Below are 14867 nucleotides of genomic sequence, written 5' to 3' on the forward strand. Positions count from 1 at the left end.
CACGCGAAAGGGCCGCAGCGATGCGGCCCTTTTTCTTGGCGCGGCGGCGCGGTTAACCGCCGATCAACTCTTTCGCCATCATCATATGCACGCCCTTTTCACGGTTCACCGTCTGGGTGATCCGCAGATCGCCCGCCAGCGAACAGAGCACATAGGCATCCTCGCGGCTGATCCCCGCGCGTGCTGAGACCAATGTGATCATCTCGCGCAGGGCCATCTCCGCGCAGCGGTCGAGGTCGGGGGCCATGCCCATCGTGATCACATGGCTCGGCGTTTCGGCCTGCGGATAGCTGACTGTGCGGTCCTTCAACACGGTCAGACGGAAGCGCCCCTGTAGCGCCGTCTCAATCGCCGTGACGCAGACCTCCCCATCGCCCTGCGCGCCATGCCCATCCCCGCAGGAAAACAGCGCCCCTTCGTTGAAGACCGGCAGGTAAAGCGTGCTGCCCGCCCCCAGTTCCTTGTTGTCCAGATTGCCCCCATGCTTGCGCGGCTCAATGGTGGCGATCCGGCCCCATTCGGGCGGCGGCGCCACGGCCATCACGCCAAAGAACGGGGCCAAGGGCAGTTCCAGCCCCCAAGGCAGCCGGGCGACGCCCCGCTCTGCGTCGAGCGGGATGTTGCTGTGATAGGTCTCGGGGAAATCCTGCGGCAGCGTGCCTGCCAAGGGGCGGATAAAATTATACCCCCAGTCCTGCCGCAGCGCGACATCAAGGATTTCGACCTTCAGCACATCGCCGGGCATCGCGCCTTCGACGGCGACCGGCCCGGTCAGGATATGGCCCGGCATCGGCGGCGGGCCTGCCTTGTGGATGTCGTAGAGTTCGGGTGGGACGTGGAAGCCCTCGGGCGGCAGGCAATTGGGCGCGCCAGAGACGGTGTTGATGATCACCTCTTCGCCGCTTTGGATGGTCAGCGCAGGCGGGCGGCTGGCCTCGAAATAGCCCCAATGGCAGCTCTCGGGCGAAGAATGCAGCGTGGCGGTCATGACTGCGCCCCCCGGTTGGCCAAGATGCCTTCGATCAGTTCCTGCACCCGCAGCGCTTCCTCTGGCGTGGCCAGACGGCTGGGCTTGCCCGCCATCAGCTGTGCCATGTCATCAAGCTGCGCCTTGAGGCTGGTGGCGCGGGTGTCGGCGGGGGCGTCACTGGTCGGCGCGAAATCCTCACCGGTCGAGACGGTATCGATGGAGAATTCCGAGATGCGGCGGCTGGCCTTCGCGCCTTTCACCGTCACCTCCTGCCGGTCCGGCTGCGCGCCGCCGACAGAACCGAGGATCGAAACTGGCAAACCTTCGGCGTTAACCAATCGCGCCGCCACATGGGTTTCGCATAGCTTTTCGTCGGGGTATTCCGCATGGGCCCATTGTAGGGTCAGCGGCCCCAGCACCCGCTCGCTCAGGAACAGGAAGTGCGAGATCACCTCACGCGTCATGCCCCCCTCAGCGGCAAAGCGCAGCCAATCGGCATCCACCTGCCATGCCCGGGGCCAAGCCGGATAGGTCACGATGATGTCGATGCCGCAGAGATCGCCAAGCGCGCCCTCTTGGATCGACCGCGTCAGATCGGTCAGCGCCGCCCCCGCCGCTTGGGTAAAGTTGACCGCCGCCGGAACGCCTGCGGCCTGCAACTCGGCGACCAAAGCGCGGCTCTCAGCGATATCCACGCCAAGCGGTTTCTCAAGGAAGATCGCCTTGCCCGCCGCCGCGGCTTCAAGCGCATAGGCTTTGCGCGGCACCGGGGGGCAGGCGAGATAGACGAGATCGACATCGGCCATCGCTTCGGACGCCGTGGCGGAGACAACCGCCTCCGGCGCGACCTCTTGCGCGGCGGCAGAGGCCGCGGGGTCGGGATCCCACATAGTGGTGACCGTGAAGTCAGGGTGCAGCACCATTTTCTCGGCCATGCGCCGCCCCATGATCCCCAACCCGATTACCGCAGTCCTGATCGTCATCTTCGTCTCCCTCAATGTGCTGCGCGATAAGACGCTGCAATCGGGGGAACTTCAACTGCTCGCGGCGCAATTGCCTCAAGCGAGGTCGGCGCGGACCAAAGGTTTGATCACACGAGCCAATTCTTCGGGCGCGGATTGGCTTTTGAACACATCCGCGATGGTAAAGACGCAGGTGAAAGACCCTTCGAAACACAGCACCCCATTCTGCCGCGCCTTCATGCCGAAAGTGATGGATTTATTACCAAGCCGCGTCGGATAGGTTTCGCACATCAGCTTGTGCCGCGGGGTGACCGGGCTGCGGAAATCCATCGACAGGTTGACGAAAGGCGTGCCGATATTGCGGTCGATCTGAAGCTGAAACCAGCCGTCACCGTCAAAATGCGCCTCCCACCACGCGTTGATCGCATCCAATGCGAAATAGGGCAGCCGCGCGGTATAGGCGATCTGCGCCGGGTCACAATCGCCCCAAGTGACGTTGATCTCGTGAACGAAGTTTTCCGTGGTCATAAGGCTTCTTTCATCTGCTCAAACCCGCGCGGGGCATGGGCTATCTTCTATCCCTTCCAGCTCCATGCGCAACCCAAGCGCGACGCGCACGCAGCAGCGCTGACGCCGGATGTTCATCTGAAACAAAGGGGGGGGGGAGGATGGTGGCGTTACCTGGATTTGAACCAGGGACCTAACGATTATGAGTCGTTCGCTCTAACCAACTGAGCTATAACGCCGTGGCGCGTCGGATAAGGCAGCTTGGCATTGGGGTCAAGGGCGAAATCTGGATGATTTCACTTTTGCCGCAGAAAACTGCCGCCCGCCCTCAATGCGCGGGGGCCGAGACCACATCGAGCAGCGTGCGCCCGCCGTCGATGGTCATGATCTCGCCCGTCATGAAGCCCGAGCTTTCGGCGGCGAGGAATTGCACCGCCTCGCAAAGCTCGTTCGGCCCGGCGATCCGGCCAAGCGGCGTATGCGCGCGGATGTCGTCGCGCCAATCGCGGTTTTCGGCCACGGCAGCGCGGAGGGACGCGCTCATCACCGAACCGAAAGAGATCGCGTTCACCCGTATCCGATGCGGCGCGAGCACCAGCGCCAGAGAGCGGGTCATCTGCTGCACCGCCGCCGAGGCGATGGCATAGCCCATCATATCCGGCTGGTGGCGCTGTGCCGCGATGGAGCTAAGGTTGATGATCGACCCCACCTGCCCCTCGGTCTGGCCCTCGGCTTGTTTGATCATCCGCCGCGCCACCTGCTGCGACAGTTGCAGTGCCGTCATCAGGTTTTGCTGCAACAGGGTCTCGACCGAGCCATCCTCCACATCGAGCGGATCGGTCGGCATCACCTGCCGCGAGGCATTCACGAGGATATCAACCTGATCATAAGCATCGATCGTGGCCGAGACGAGGTTGGCGATGGTCAGCCGCTGGCGCAGATCACCGGCGAAGACGCGGATATTCCCGTCGTCCGGCGTGTCGCCCAGCTCTTCCATCAGCTTTTTCTCGTTGGAATCGGCGCACATGACATTGGCGCCCCGGTCGGCCAGATGCCGCGCGATGGCAAGGCCGATCCCGTCCGCCGCGCCGGTGATGATGGCTGTTTTACCAGAGATCGAGAATGACATCGGGATACCCCCTTTAGGCTCAGCGGCGCCGGGTCAGCGGGCGTGTGGCGTGGAACATCTTGAACCGCGCATCGCCTCCAAGCTCGGCCACCTGAGCAAAGCGTTTCTTCAGTTCCGCCTCATAGGGCAGATGCCGGTTGGCCACCATCCACAGATCGCCCTGCCCCGAGAGGATCCGCGCGGCAGCGGCGACAAAGGCCTGACCGATCTGCGGCTCAGCGGCGCGGCCTGTGTGGAAAGGCGGGTTCATCACCACGGTATCCATCCGGTGCGGCGGCTGCCATTGGGTGGCATCCTCCCAATGGAACACGGCGCGGTCATCGGTGACGTTATGGCGCGCGCATTCCAGCGCCATATGCCCGGCCTCGACCAAATGCACCGTCTTCACCTTGGGCCGCGTCAAAACATGCGCTGAAAGGAACCCCCAGCCCGCCCCCAGATCGGCCACTTCGGCCCCGAGGTTATCGGGCAGCACATCCACCAAAAGCGCCGAGGCCAGATCGACCCCATCGGCAGAGAACACCCCCGGCGCGGTCCAAAAACCACCCTCTGTTTGGGCCGGACCGGCCTCCCAATCGGTGAAGAAGTCGCTCGCGCCCGCGTCGATCCAGTAAAGCTTGCCATGCGCCTTGGAGATCGGCCCCTGCACCGTCACCCGCGCCCGCATCTCGCGCAGGATGGAATCCGCGCCATCGGTCTTTTGCCCGTCGACCACCACCGGCCCATCGCTTACGGCACAAGCTTGGGCGACCAAAGCGCGGGCCTCATGTTTGGCGCGCGGCAGGCAGACGATGGCCGCAGCATAGCGCCCCTCGATCGAATGCGCCGCCTCATAGCCCCGCGCCGTCCATGCGTCATAGGCAGGTTTGAAATCGTGAATGATCTTACAACGCTCGGGCGGAAGACCGGCCAAATCCGCATCCACGGGGGGCTGAAAGACAGCGATCACCCCAGTTTCGGGCAGGTCCAGCCCACCGCCGTTCAGGGCCAGTTCCAGTCGCGGATCAATCACGTGTTATTCTTCTTTTTCCATGGTGCATTGAAGCGGATGCTGGTGACGCCGGGCAAAATCCATCACCTGCGCCACTTTCGTCTCCGCGATCTCGTGGCTAAAGACGCCAACCACGGCCAGCCCCTTCTTGTGAACCGTCAACATGATCTCGAACGCCTGCGCGTGGTTCAGGCCAAAGAAACGTTCCAAAACATGCACCACGAATTCCATCGGGGTGAAATCGTCGTTCAGCAACATCACCTTGTAGAGCGGCGGGCGTTTGGTCTTGGGGCGGGTCTTGGTCAGCAACTCGCTGTCGTCGTCATCCTTGGGGCCGTCGGCCATCATCCACGCGCCCGGCGCGGACCGGCCTGCGGGCTGGATCGTCCAATCTGCTTTCACGTCGTCACGGTGCATTGCTGCTCCTGCGGCTGGGGGTAGAGCTTGTTCGTCGTGCAGCCGTCTATATAACCCCTGAACCAATTTAGGAAAGAGGCAGCACATATGGGCGGGGCACTCACCACTATCGGTTTCGATGCGGATGACACATTGTGGCATAATGAACGCTACTTTGCACTCTCTCACGACCGTTTTGCAGCCCTTCTCGCCGAACATAGTGAACGCGACCACCTGATGGCCCGGCTACTGGAGGCCGAACGGCGCAATCTGCCGCATTACGGCTATGGAATCAAAGGCTTCACCCTATCGATGATCGAGACCGCGATCGAGGTGACAGAAGGCAAAGTCCCTGCCGAGGTGATCAGCGATCTGCTCGCCGCCGGACGTGACATGCTGGACCATCCCATCGAATTGCTGCCCCATGTCGAAGACGTGCTGGAAAACCTACGCGGCGACTACCGGCTCATCGTGGTGACCAAAGGCGACCTGCTGGACCAAGAGCGCAAACTGGCCCAATCGGGCCTGCGCGACAGGTTCGACGCGGTCGAAATCGTCTCTCACAAGACCGAAGCCGCCTATCGCCACATTTTTGAGCAGCATGGCCAAGGTGCCGAACGGGGGCTGATGGTTGGCAACTCGATGGCCTCCGACGTGCGCCCGATGATCGCGGCAGGCGGCTGGGGCGTCTATGTGCCGCATGACCTCACATGGGCAATGGAACATGCCGAAGCGCCAACCAATTCCCCCCGTTTTGCCGAGATCAGCGACCTCTCAGCCCTCCCAGAAACGATCGAAAAGATCGTGTCGGGGTGACTCGCCCCCGCGCCTGAGTCGTTCTGACACATCGCCGAAAATGCCGCACTGCGGGCCAATTTACGCCCAATTCTTGCCTTATTCGCGCTTATAGTGGGTTGATGTGTGCAAGCCTCTACATATTGGAGGAGAGATCCGCCCCTTTTTCCCCTGTTCACTGGATTCGACGGCTTCCGCGATGCGGCGTCCTATGCTAGCCTTGAACCAATTAATAAATGGTCAGCCGGAAATCGGCGGCCTGAGGCAGTAAAAGGCAGGCAAATATGAAGGCTCGGCGCATTCAGCCGGCCCGTTACGGGCTATTTCTATTCGCAGCACTCTGGGTTCTGGTTCTCCTGCCCCTCAGCGCGATCGCTGCCCCCTACGCCGCCTATGTCATCGACGCTCGCACCGGCAAAGAAATCCACGCCGAGAATGCCGATACCCGCCTGCACCCGGCTTCCCTGACCAAGATGATGACCCTCTACATCGCCTTCCAAGCGGTCGAACGGGGGGAAATCTCTCTCGATACCCAAGTGACGATCTCGAAAAACGCGGCCTCCGAGCCGCCCAGCAAATTGGGCATGCGCCCGGGCCAAAAGATCGCCCTACGCTATCTCATCCGCGCCGCCGCCGTAAAATCCGCCAATGACGCCGCCACCGCGATCGGCGAGGCCATCGGTGGTTCTGAGGCCGCCTTCGCCCGCCGGATGAACCGCACTGCCAAACAGCTTGGCATGACGCGCACCACGTTCAAAAACATGCACGGGCTGACCGAGAGCGGCCACCTCTCCACCGCCCGCGACATGACCCGCATGGGCCGCCACCTGCTCTATGATTACCCGCAATACTACAACCTCTTCTCGCGCATCACCGCCGACGCAGGCGTGCGCAAGGTCTCCCATACAAACCGCCGGTTTCTGGGGTCCTACAAAGGGGCGGACGGCATCAAGACCGGCTACACCCGCGCCGCCGGCTTCAACCTCACCGCCTCGGCCGAACGGGGCAATGAGCGCATCATCGTGACCGTCTTCGGCGGCAAATCCACCGCCTCGCGCAACGCCAAAGTGGCCGAGCTTATGGACCTCGGCTTCCGCCGCGCGCCCTCCTCCGCGCCGCTGCGCAAACCGGTCCCACCCGTCTACGCCGATGTGGAAACCGCCCCCGGCGCTGCTGGCAAAACGATCCGCCTCGTCGGCGCCGTCACCACCTCCAAACGCCCGCAACTGCGCCCCCGCAGCGATGTCGTGGTCGTGGCCACCGCCGCTGCGCCCGAAGCAACCAGCGTGGTCTCCAACAGCGATATCACCGCAGCGCTGCGCGAAGCGGTTGAGACGGCGCCAACCCCGCCCGCCGCCGCGCCCACGCCAGGGGCCAATGAGGCCGAGGTCGTCATCGCCGCCGCCAAAGCCTCCCCCCGCCCCGAACCGCGCCCCAAGGACGTGACGCTGGCGGTACAACAGGCGGTAGAGCAAGAGATCGTGACCCGCGTCTCCACCTCCGGCGGGCGCCACTGGGGCGTGAACGTGGGCCGTTTCCCCAGCCGCTACGCCGCCGAGAAGGTCCTGCTGAAAACCGCACTGGCCGAAATGTCAACCCTCGACGGCACGTTGCGCAAAGTGGTGCGCCGCCCACAAGGCTTTGAAGCGAACTTCCTCGGCATGTCCCGCGAAAGCGCCGACCTCGCCTGCCGCCGTCTGGCCGCGCGCAACGTCAGCTGCTTCATGATCGGCCCCAGCGAAGGCTAAACCACCACCGGGCGGCCAAAGCGCCGCCCAAACCAACTTCATCCTTTTAAAAATACCGCGGGGGAATCGCGCCCCCGGCGCGATGGGGGCAGCGCCCCCCCTACCCTCTCCGCAAATGCAAGGCCCGCTTACCCTGCCGCCTGCAACAGGTTCCGCGTGTATTCCGTCTGCGGATTGTCATAAAGCGCGTCGACGTCCCCATATTCCACCACGTTCCCGCGTTTCATCACCATCACTTTGTGCGACATCGCCCGCACCACTTTCAGATCGTGACTGATGAAAAGATAGGCCAGCCCGTATTTCGCCTGCAAATCCCGCAGAAGATCAACGATCTGCACCTGCACGGTCATGTCTAGGGCCGAGGTCGGCTCGTCCAGCACCAAGAGCTTCGGCCGCAGCACCATGGCGCGGGCGATGGCGATGCGCTGGCGTTGACCGCCGGAAAACTCATGCGGGTAGCGGTCCATCGTCGCGGGATCGAGCCCAACCTCGGTCATCACCTCGGCCACCAACTCGCGCCGGTCGCGCCCCTTGTCGATCTTGTGGATCGCCAGCCCTTCACTGATGATCTGGAAACAGGTCATCCGCGGGCTGAGCGAGCCGAAGGGGTCCTGAAAAACGATCTGCATGTCGGCGCGCAGCCGGCGCAGCTTCTTGGTGGACCATTTGCGCAGGTCCTCTCCGCGAAAGGTCACCTCCCCTTCGGAGCCGATGAGCCGCATGATCGCCAGCGCTGCCGTGGTTTTGCCCGAGCCACTTTCGCCGACGATGCCCAATGTCTCGCCCGCGCGGATCGACAGGCTGGTGTCGTTGACGGCCTTCACATGGCCCACGGTCCGGCGCAGCAGGCCCTTCTGGATCGGGAACCAGACCTTGAGATTGTCGGTGCGCAGCACTTCGGGCGCATCTTCGGCCACGGGCGCGGGCGCACCAGTGGGCTCGGCGCCGAGCAGTTTGCGCGTGTAGGGGTGCTGCGGGTTGTCGAAAATCTCCGCCGTCGGGCCTTCCTCGACCACCAGCCCCTTTTGCATGACGAAAACCCGGTCAGCGATGCGCCGCACGATGCCAAGGTCATGGGTGATAAACAAAAGCCCCATGCCCATCTCGTCTTTCAGATCCTTCAACAGGTCGAGGATCTGCGCCTGAATGGTCACGTCGAGAGCCGTCGTCGGCTCGTCCGCGATCAGGATGTCGGGCTTGTTGGCCAGTGCCATGGCGATCATCACGCGCTGCCGCTGCCCGCCTGACAACTGGTGCGGATAGGCGCCCATGCGGCTTTCGGCGTCGTTGATGCCGACCTGTTGGAGCAGTTCCAGCACCCGCGCCCGCGCCGCCGGACCTTGCAGCCCCTGATGCAACGCCAGCGATTCCGCCAACTGCTTCTCGATCGTGTGCAGCGGGTTGAGCGAGGTCATCGGCTCTTGGAAGATGAAGGAAATGTCGTTGCCGCGCACGTCGCGCAGCAGCTTGTCGTCGGCGCCGATCATCTGCTGGCCGTTGTAGGTGACCGACCCGCTCACCTCAGCGCTTTCGCCCAGCAGCGACACGGTCGACAGCGCCGAGACCGATTTGCCCGAGCCGCTTTCGCCCACCAGCGCCACCGTCTCGCCACGGTTCACGGCAAAGCTCACCCCGCGCACCGCCGGGATCAACTGCCCGTCCTGCCGAAAGGAGACTTGCAGGTCTTTGACGTCCAACAATGCAGTCACGAGAAGGTCTTTCTGGGGTCGAATGCGTCGCGGATGCCCTCGAAGATGAAGACCAGAAGCGACAGCATGATGGCAAAGGTGAAGAAGGCCGAGAAGGCGAGCCACGGCGCCTGCAGGTTCTGCTTGGCCTGCAGCGTCAACTCACCCAGCGAGGGCGCCGAGGACGGCAGGCCGAAGCCGAGGAAGTCGAGCGTCGCCAGCGTGGAGATCGTGCCGGTGATGATGAAGGGCAGCATCGTGAGCGTCGCCACCATGGCGTTGGGCAGCATGTGGCGCAGCATGATCGTACCATTGCCCACGCCAAGCGCGCGGGCGGCGCGGACGTATTCAAGGTTGCGCGCACGCAGGAATTCGGCCCGCACCACGCCCACCAATGCAGTCCACGAAAACAGCACCAACAGCACGACCAGAAGCCAGAAACTTCGGCCCAGAATGGCGAACATGATGATGATGACGTAGAGCGACGGGGTCGAAGACCAGATCTCGATGATGCGCTGGAAAATGAGGTCGAGCCAGCCGCCGAAGAACCCCTGCACCGCGCCCGCGAGGATACCGATGAGCGAGGCCGCGCCAGTCACGATCAGGGTGAAGACCACCGACAGGCGGAAACCATGGATCACGCGGGCCATGACGTCGCGCTTGGTGCCGTCGGTCCCCAGCCAGTTCTGCCAGTTGGGCGGCAGGGGTGCGGCACCGGGGCGGTCCACGGCGGTGTCGTAGGAATAAGGAATGACGGGCCAGAGCGCCCAGCCTGTCTCGATTGCCTCCCCTTCGACCTCGCCATCCTCGGCGTCGAGGATGTAGCCCTCCGGATCGTCGAAACAGAGGTCCAGCCCGCCGGTGGCGATAAGACATTGCACCTCCGGATCGCGGTAGGCGGCCTCGGTCTGAAAGTCGCCGCCGAAGGCGGTCTCGGGGTAGAAGTTGAAGATCGGCGTGTAGTATTCGCCGCGATAGCTCACGAGGATCGGCTTGTCGTTGGCTACGAACTCGGCCAGCAGCGAAATCCCGAACAGGATGGCGAAGATCCACAGCGACCAATAGGCGCGCCGGTTCGCGGTGAAATTGCGCCAGCGGCGCTGGTTCAGCGGAGAGAGCGCCATCAGCCTTCCCTCTTCTCGAAGTCGATGCGCGGGTCGACAAGCACATACATCAGGTCAGACAGGATGCCGACCACGAGGCCAATGAGGCCGAAGATGAAGAGCGTGCCGAAGACGATCGGATAGTCCCGCGCCACCGCGGCCTCGAAACCGAGGCGCCCCAACCCGTCGAGGCTGAAGATCGTCTCGATGATGATCGACCCGCCGAAGAAAACCGAGATGAAGACTGCCGGGAAACTGGCGATCACGATCAGCATCGCGTTGCGAAAGACATGGCCGTAGAGGACCTTGCTCTCGGACAGGCCCTTGGCGCGGGCGGTGATGACATATTGCTTTTTGATCTCGTCCAGAAAGCTGTTCTTGGTGAGCAGCGTCAGCGTGGCAAAGGCCGAGATCGTGGAGGCCAGCACCGGCAGGGTGATGTGCCAGAAGTAATCGGCCACCTTGCCCAAGGGGCTTAGGCTGTCGAAATTATCCGAGGTCAGGCCGCGCAGCGGGAAGATCTGCCAGTAGGAGCCGCCAGCGAAGAGCACCAGCAACAGGATGGCAAAAAGGAATCCGGGGATCGCGTAGGCCGCGATGATCGCGCCCGAGGTCCACGTGTCGAACCGCGAGCCATCCCGAACCGCCTTGCGGATGCCCAAGGGGATGGAGACCAGATGCGCGATTAGCGTCGACCAGAGCCCCAGCGTGATCGAGACCGGCAGCTTTTCCTTGATCAAGTCGATCACGCTGATGGCGCGGAAATAGCTCTCGCCAAAATCGAGCCGCATGTAGTTCCACAGCATGTGAAAGAACCGCTCCACCGGGGGTTTGTCGAAGCCGAATTCCTTCTCCAATTCCTCGATCAACTCGGGCGGCAAGCCGCGTGCGCCGACATAGGTGCTGTCGGACCCGCGGGCCATGGTATCGACACCGGCATCGTTGTTGCCCCCGGCGAAACCGCCAAAGACGTCACCGCCGCCCTGAATCCGGGCGATGGCCTGTTCCACCGGGCCACCGGGCACGAATTGCACCAGTGCGAAGTTGACCAGCATGATGCCGAACAACGTCGGGATCACCAGCAATAGCCGTCTGAGGATATAGGCTCCCATTTGGTCGCCTTACCGCAAGGCGCCCGAGGCGCGCAACTGCTGGGCGGCCTCTTCGTCGTACCACCAGAAATCAAGGTACCCCAAAGCGTAGGGCGGGATCTCGGGGTGGTCGTACTGGTCGTAATAGGCCACCCAGTAGCTGTCGTTGTACCACGTCGGGATCATGAAGAACTCGTGCCGCAGCGCCCGGTCGAGGGCCATGAGGGCGGCGTCTTCCTCCTCAGCCGTTTCGGCATCGAGCGATGCCTCGATGATCGCGTCCACCAAGGGGCTGGCGAGGCCTGCCGGGTTGAAGAGCGAGAACTCCGCCGCCTCCGAGCCATAGCGCTGCGCCAGACCGGTGCCGGTGCCGAGGAAGGCCGCATAGGCGTCATAGATCATGTCGTAGTCGCGGTCACGCTCGCGGGCGGTGTATTGCGAACTGTCCACCTTCTCGAGCCGCGCGTCGATGCCGATGGAGGTGAGGTTACCGACGAAGTTCTCGATCACTGCCGAAATCGTCGGCGACCCGGCGGAGTTCATCAGGAAATTCAGCCGCAGGGGCTCGCCGGCCTCGTTCACGCGCATGCCGTTCTGCACGGTCCAGCCTGCCTCTTCCAGCAGCTTGGAAGCGCGGCGCGCGTTGCGGCGGTCCAACAGGCGCGCGGGGTCGGAGCTATGCGGCACCACGGCGGGCTCGGTTAGCAACTCCTCCGCCACCAGATCGCCGAGGCTTTCCAGAAGCGCCCGTTCAGCCCCCTCGGGCGCGCCCTGCGCCATCAGCGGCGTGTCCTGCGTGAAGGAAGCGCGGTGACTAAACAGCCCGTATTGCAGCGACTCGTTGGTCCACTCGAAATTAAACATCAGCGCCACGGCCTCGCGCACGCGGCGGTCCTGCAGCGTCTCGCGGCCCAAGTTGAAGATGATGCCCGAGGGCGTCGGAGGCGAGCCGTCGGGCAGTTCTGCTTTGACGATGGCACCCTCACTCACCTTGGAGAAGTCATAACCCGTGGCCCATTTCTTGGAGTCCCCCTCGGCGCGGAAGGTGTATTCGCCGGCCTTGAAGGCCTCGAAAGCCGATGTATCGTCGCTGAAGATTTCCAGCCGGATACGGTCGAAGTTCATGCGGCCGCGGTTGATTGGCAGGTCCTTACCCCAGTAGTCCGGATTGCGTTTCAGCACGATGCGCTTGGTCAGGTCGACGCTTTCGACCATATAGGCGCCGGATCCGGGGGGCGGGTCCATCCAGCTGTCCTTGAGGGTATTGCCGGTTTCCTCGAACCAATGTTTCGGCCATGCTGGCACGCCGCCCACCGTCTCGATCAGGCTGCGACGCGAGATGCCGTCGGCGAAGTGGAATTTCACTGTATGATCATCCAGCGCCTCGACCTTGGGAATGCGCTTGCGCACCGCGTCGGCGTAGGATTTCAGCCCCTCGTCCAGCAGCAGGTTGTGCGAAAACACGATGTCATGCGCCGTCACTGGCGTGCCGTCCGAGAAACGCGCCTCGGGGCGCATGTGGAAGGTCACCCAAGACTTGTCCTCGGGGTATTCGAGGCTCTCGCAGAGCAGGCAGTAACTCTCGCCATAGACATCCGAGGGCAGCGGCTCGCCCGAGGGCGCCTCGCCCAGCAGGCTCTCGAAACCGAAGATCGAAAACAGATGCGCGCGGCCCTTGCCGGAATAGGGGTTCATCGAATCCAGCGTGCCGACGAAGGGGATCGAGATTTCCCCGCCCTTGGGGGCATCCGGGTTCACATAGGCGAAATGCTCGAAATCCGCCGGATAGGTCAGATCGCCGTAAAAGGAATAACCGTGGCTTTTGATGATCTTCTGCTCCTGTGCCGCAGCGGCACCGGCCAGCAGGGCCGCCACCATCAGCGTCAGCGTCGCGAGCCAGAGCGGCAGGTCATCAATGACCGAAGGACGGGTCGCGGCGCGGGTCTGGGCACGGGGCATAGGTCACTCCTTGGCGTGGCGTAGTCCGGATAGGCGTCATCTAGGCTAACGCTGTGCGACGCCAAGATACAAGTTGCGAATATGTAAGGTTGCCCCGCACGGGCGGTCCACCGCAAAGCATGCCCCGCGGATTGGCGGTTTCCCCCGCCCCAGCTCGCGACAAAGTGTAGCCCGCCGCCCCTGTATCTTCGCGGCCCAGCCCGTTTCTCGCCCTAAAGTTAACAGATTCTTCACTCAGATTAACGATGCGTAAACTGGAGCTGAGCATGAGAACCTACCCGATTCCCTTTAACGAAGAAGCCCGTCTGCGCGCCGTTTTCGATGTGCCCGGTCTTACGGCCGAGAACGAAGCACTGTTCGACACCATTTGCGAGGCTACGCGCCGCCTGCTTGACTGTCCGATCGCACATATCAGCGTCGTGGAGGCAGATACCCAATGGTACAAATCCGTGGTCGGCTACCCGTTGGGGCCGATGCCGAAAGATACCGGGTTTTGCAGCCATACAATCATGTCGGACGCGCCGCTGGTGGTTCCCGACCTCAGCAAAGACCCCCGGTTCGCGCGTCACCCCATGGTCGCCGAGGGCGGCCCCGAGGCACGCTATTACTGCGGTGTGCCGCTGATCCTGTCCTCGGGCCATCGCTTCGGCAGCCTGTGCGCGCTGGACCTGCAACCGCATGAGGCGCCCTCCGAGAAGCAGATCGCCCTATTGGAAGATATGGGCCGCATGGTGGTCGCGGCCCTTGAACGCTCCCAGCCGGACGCGTCCGAGCAAGAGGCCGACAACAGCGCCGAAGCCACTTTCCTGACGCTGGTGGGCCACGAACTCCGCACCCCGCTGACGGTTCTTTTCGGCAGTCTGCGCATGTTGGAGGCCAAGGCCGAACAGGGGGTCAATCCGCTCCTGATCCGCTCGGCCCGCCGGTCTGTCGACCATCTGAGCGCCTTGATCGAGACGATCATTTCCTACAGCAATGTCAGCACCGGCGAGCTGCGCCTGAACGAGCGGAAATGCAACCTGAGCGACCTTCTGCAATCGGTCTCCGCCCTGCATTTCGCCACCACGGATGCGACGCCCAAGACCATCACGCTGCGCGACAGTCTCCCGCTTGAGGAGATGCATATCGACGGCGACCAGATCGAATTGGCGGTGACGGCACTTGTGCTGAACTCCGTCCTGCATGGCGGCAGTGAGATCGCCTTGGAGACGTTCAAAGACGCCGAGGGCAATATCGAGATTTCGATCATCGACAACGGCTCATTCGATGAGCACGTCGATCTGGCCGAGCTTTACAAACCCTTCGTCGTCGGCGGCATGATGGAGCACCGCAGCACGAAGGGCGGGCTCGGCCTTGGCCTGCCGCTGACCCGCAAACTAATCGAAATGCACGGTGGGGATTTCGAGGTGCATGTGGAAGCGGGCCAAAGCCGCGCCGTGATCCGCCTGCCCGCTTGGCGCTGCGACATCGGCGGGATTGCCGCCGCGAATGCCACCGCCCCGGTGATCGCCGCTCAGTAAAGTCAAAA

General features: G+C 62.8%; 13 protein-coding genes and 1 tRNA gene. 3 read left to right on the forward strand and 11 right to left on the reverse strand.

Annotated elements, in window-relative coordinates:
* Positions 1 to 52: 52 nt before the first annotated feature.
* The 7 genes from ACGYLD_RS04535 to clpS all read right to left on the reverse strand — a co-directional run bounded on the left by ACGYLD_RS04535 (position 53) and on the right by clpS (position 4907).
* Entirely contained in the window at positions 53 to 988 is a 936-nt protein-coding gene (locus ACGYLD_RS04535) for an acetamidase/formamidase family protein (RefSeq protein WP_271692420.1), read from the reverse strand.
* Entirely contained in the window at positions 985 to 1953 is a 969-nt protein-coding gene (locus tag ACGYLD_RS04540; protein WP_271692421.1) for a Gfo/Idh/MocA family protein, read from the reverse strand. Before ACGYLD_RS04540 ends, ACGYLD_RS04535 begins: the two co-directional genes overlap by 4 nt.
* 75 nt (positions 1954 to 2028) lie before the next feature.
* Entirely contained in the window at positions 2029 to 2460 is a 432-nt protein-coding gene (locus ACGYLD_RS04545) for a thioesterase family protein (protein ID WP_067268618.1), read from the reverse strand.
* A gap of 141 nt (positions 2461 to 2601) precedes the next feature.
* Positions 2602 to 2678, reverse strand: a tRNA-Met gene (locus ACGYLD_RS04550).
* An 89-nt stretch (positions 2679 to 2767) separates the two neighbouring features.
* Entirely contained in the window at positions 2768 to 3568 is an 801-nt protein-coding gene (locus tag ACGYLD_RS04555) for an SDR family NAD(P)-dependent oxidoreductase (protein WP_067268615.1), read from the reverse strand.
* Positions 3569 to 3587: 19 nt separating this feature from the next.
* Entirely contained in the window at positions 3588 to 4580 is a 993-nt protein-coding gene (locus ACGYLD_RS04560) for a class I SAM-dependent methyltransferase (protein ID WP_271692422.1), read from the reverse strand.
* A 3-nt stretch (positions 4581 to 4583) separates the two neighbouring features.
* On the reverse strand, positions 4584 to 4907 hold the full coding sequence (clpS, locus tag ACGYLD_RS04565; RefSeq protein WP_067268646.1) for an ATP-dependent Clp protease adapter ClpS: 324 nt from the start codon (positions 4905 to 4907) through the stop codon (positions 4584 to 4586).
* Between the two features lie 156 nt (positions 4908 to 5063).
* Between clpS and ACGYLD_RS04570 the strand changes: the two genes are divergently transcribed.
* Together ACGYLD_RS04570 and ACGYLD_RS04575 are read left to right on the forward strand one after the other, a co-directional pair.
* A complete protein-coding gene (locus ACGYLD_RS04570) occupies positions 5064 to 5771 on the forward strand; it encodes an HAD family hydrolase (protein WP_271692423.1) in 708 nt (235 codons plus the stop codon).
* A 263-nt stretch (positions 5772 to 6034) separates the two neighbouring features.
* Positions 6035 to 7498, forward strand: coding sequence for a D-alanyl-D-alanine carboxypeptidase family protein (locus ACGYLD_RS04575; protein ID WP_394401402.1), 1464 nt, complete (start codon positions 6035 to 6037; stop codon positions 7496 to 7498).
* 128 nt (positions 7499 to 7626) lie between these two features.
* On the opposite strand, the gene ACGYLD_RS04580 is transcribed toward ACGYLD_RS04575, so the two are convergent.
* The 4 genes from ACGYLD_RS04580 to ACGYLD_RS04595 are packed head-to-tail and all read right to left on the reverse strand — an operon-like array spanning position 7627 to position 13339.
* Positions 7627 to 9207, reverse strand: coding sequence for an ABC transporter ATP-binding protein (locus ACGYLD_RS04580; RefSeq protein WP_394401405.1), 1581 nt, complete (start codon positions 9205 to 9207; stop codon positions 7627 to 7629).
* A complete protein-coding gene (locus tag ACGYLD_RS04585) occupies positions 9204 to 10310 on the reverse strand; it encodes an ABC transporter permease (protein ID WP_271692426.1) in 1107 nt (368 codons plus the stop codon). Before ACGYLD_RS04585 ends, ACGYLD_RS04580 begins: the two co-directional genes overlap by 4 nt.
* Positions 10310 to 11401 (reverse strand): microcin C ABC transporter permease YejB, encoded by a 1092-nt coding sequence (locus ACGYLD_RS04590; protein WP_067268603.1) that lies wholly within the window; start codon positions 11399 to 11401, stop codon positions 10310 to 10312. The genes ACGYLD_RS04585 and ACGYLD_RS04590 overlap by 1 nt, the downstream gene beginning before the upstream one ends.
* 9 nt (positions 11402 to 11410) lie before the next feature.
* On the reverse strand, positions 11411 to 13339 hold the full coding sequence (locus ACGYLD_RS04595; protein WP_394401408.1) for an extracellular solute-binding protein: 1929 nt from the start codon (positions 13337 to 13339) through the stop codon (positions 11411 to 11413).
* A 266-nt stretch (positions 13340 to 13605) separates the two neighbouring features.
* On the opposite strand from ACGYLD_RS04595, the gene ACGYLD_RS04600 reads away from it, so the two are divergent.
* The gene (locus ACGYLD_RS04600; protein ID WP_271692427.1) at positions 13606 to 14859 is read left to right on the forward strand and encodes a GAF domain-containing sensor histidine kinase; all 1254 of its coding nucleotides are present in this window, start codon (positions 13606 to 13608) and stop codon (positions 14857 to 14859) included.
* Positions 14860 to 14867 lie beyond the last annotated feature (8 nt).

The organism is Sulfitobacter sp. 1A12056 (assembly GCF_043558125.1).
GTDB lineage: Bacteria > Pseudomonadota > Alphaproteobacteria > Rhodobacterales > Rhodobacteraceae > Sulfitobacter > Sulfitobacter faviae.

Bases quoted from the DNA above. Each gene is read 5' to 3' on its own strand.
- ACGYLD_RS04535 (WP_271692420.1), bottom strand. From the start codon at position 988: ATGACCGCCACGCTGCATTCTTCGCCCGAGAGCTGCCATTGGGGCTAT.
- ACGYLD_RS04540 (WP_271692421.1), bottom strand. From the start codon at position 1,953: ATGACGATCAGGACTGCGGTAATCGGGTTGGGGATCATGGGGCGGCGC.
- ACGYLD_RS04545 (WP_067268618.1), bottom strand. From the start codon at position 2,460: ATGACCACGGAAAACTTCGTTCACGAGATCAACGTCACTTGGGGCGAT.
- ACGYLD_RS04555 (WP_067268615.1), bottom strand. From the start codon at position 3,568: ATGTCATTCTCGATCTCTGGTAAAACAGCCATCATCACCGGCGCGGCG.
- clpS (WP_067268646.1), bottom strand. From the start codon at position 4,907: ATGATGGCCGACGGCCCCAAGGATGACGACGACAGCGAGTTGCTGACC.
- ACGYLD_RS04570 (WP_271692423.1), top strand. From the start codon at position 5,064: ATGGGCGGGGCACTCACCACTATCGGTTTCGATGCGGATGACACATTG.
- ACGYLD_RS04575 (WP_394401402.1), top strand. From the start codon at position 6,035: ATGAAGGCTCGGCGCATTCAGCCGGCCCGTTACGGGCTATTTCTATTC.
- ACGYLD_RS04585 (WP_271692426.1), bottom strand. From the start codon at position 10,310: ATGGCGCTCTCTCCGCTGAACCAGCGCCGCTGGCGCAATTTCACCGCG.
- ACGYLD_RS04590 (WP_067268603.1), bottom strand. From the start codon at position 11,401: ATGGGAGCCTATATCCTCAGACGGCTATTGCTGGTGATCCCGACGTTG.
- ACGYLD_RS04595 (WP_394401408.1), bottom strand. From the start codon at position 13,339: ATGCCCCGTGCCCAGACCCGCGCCGCGACCCGTCCTTCGGTCATTGAT.
- ACGYLD_RS04600 (WP_271692427.1), top strand. From the start codon at position 13,606: ATGAGAACCTACCCGATTCCCTTTAACGAAGAAGCCCGTCTGCGCGCC.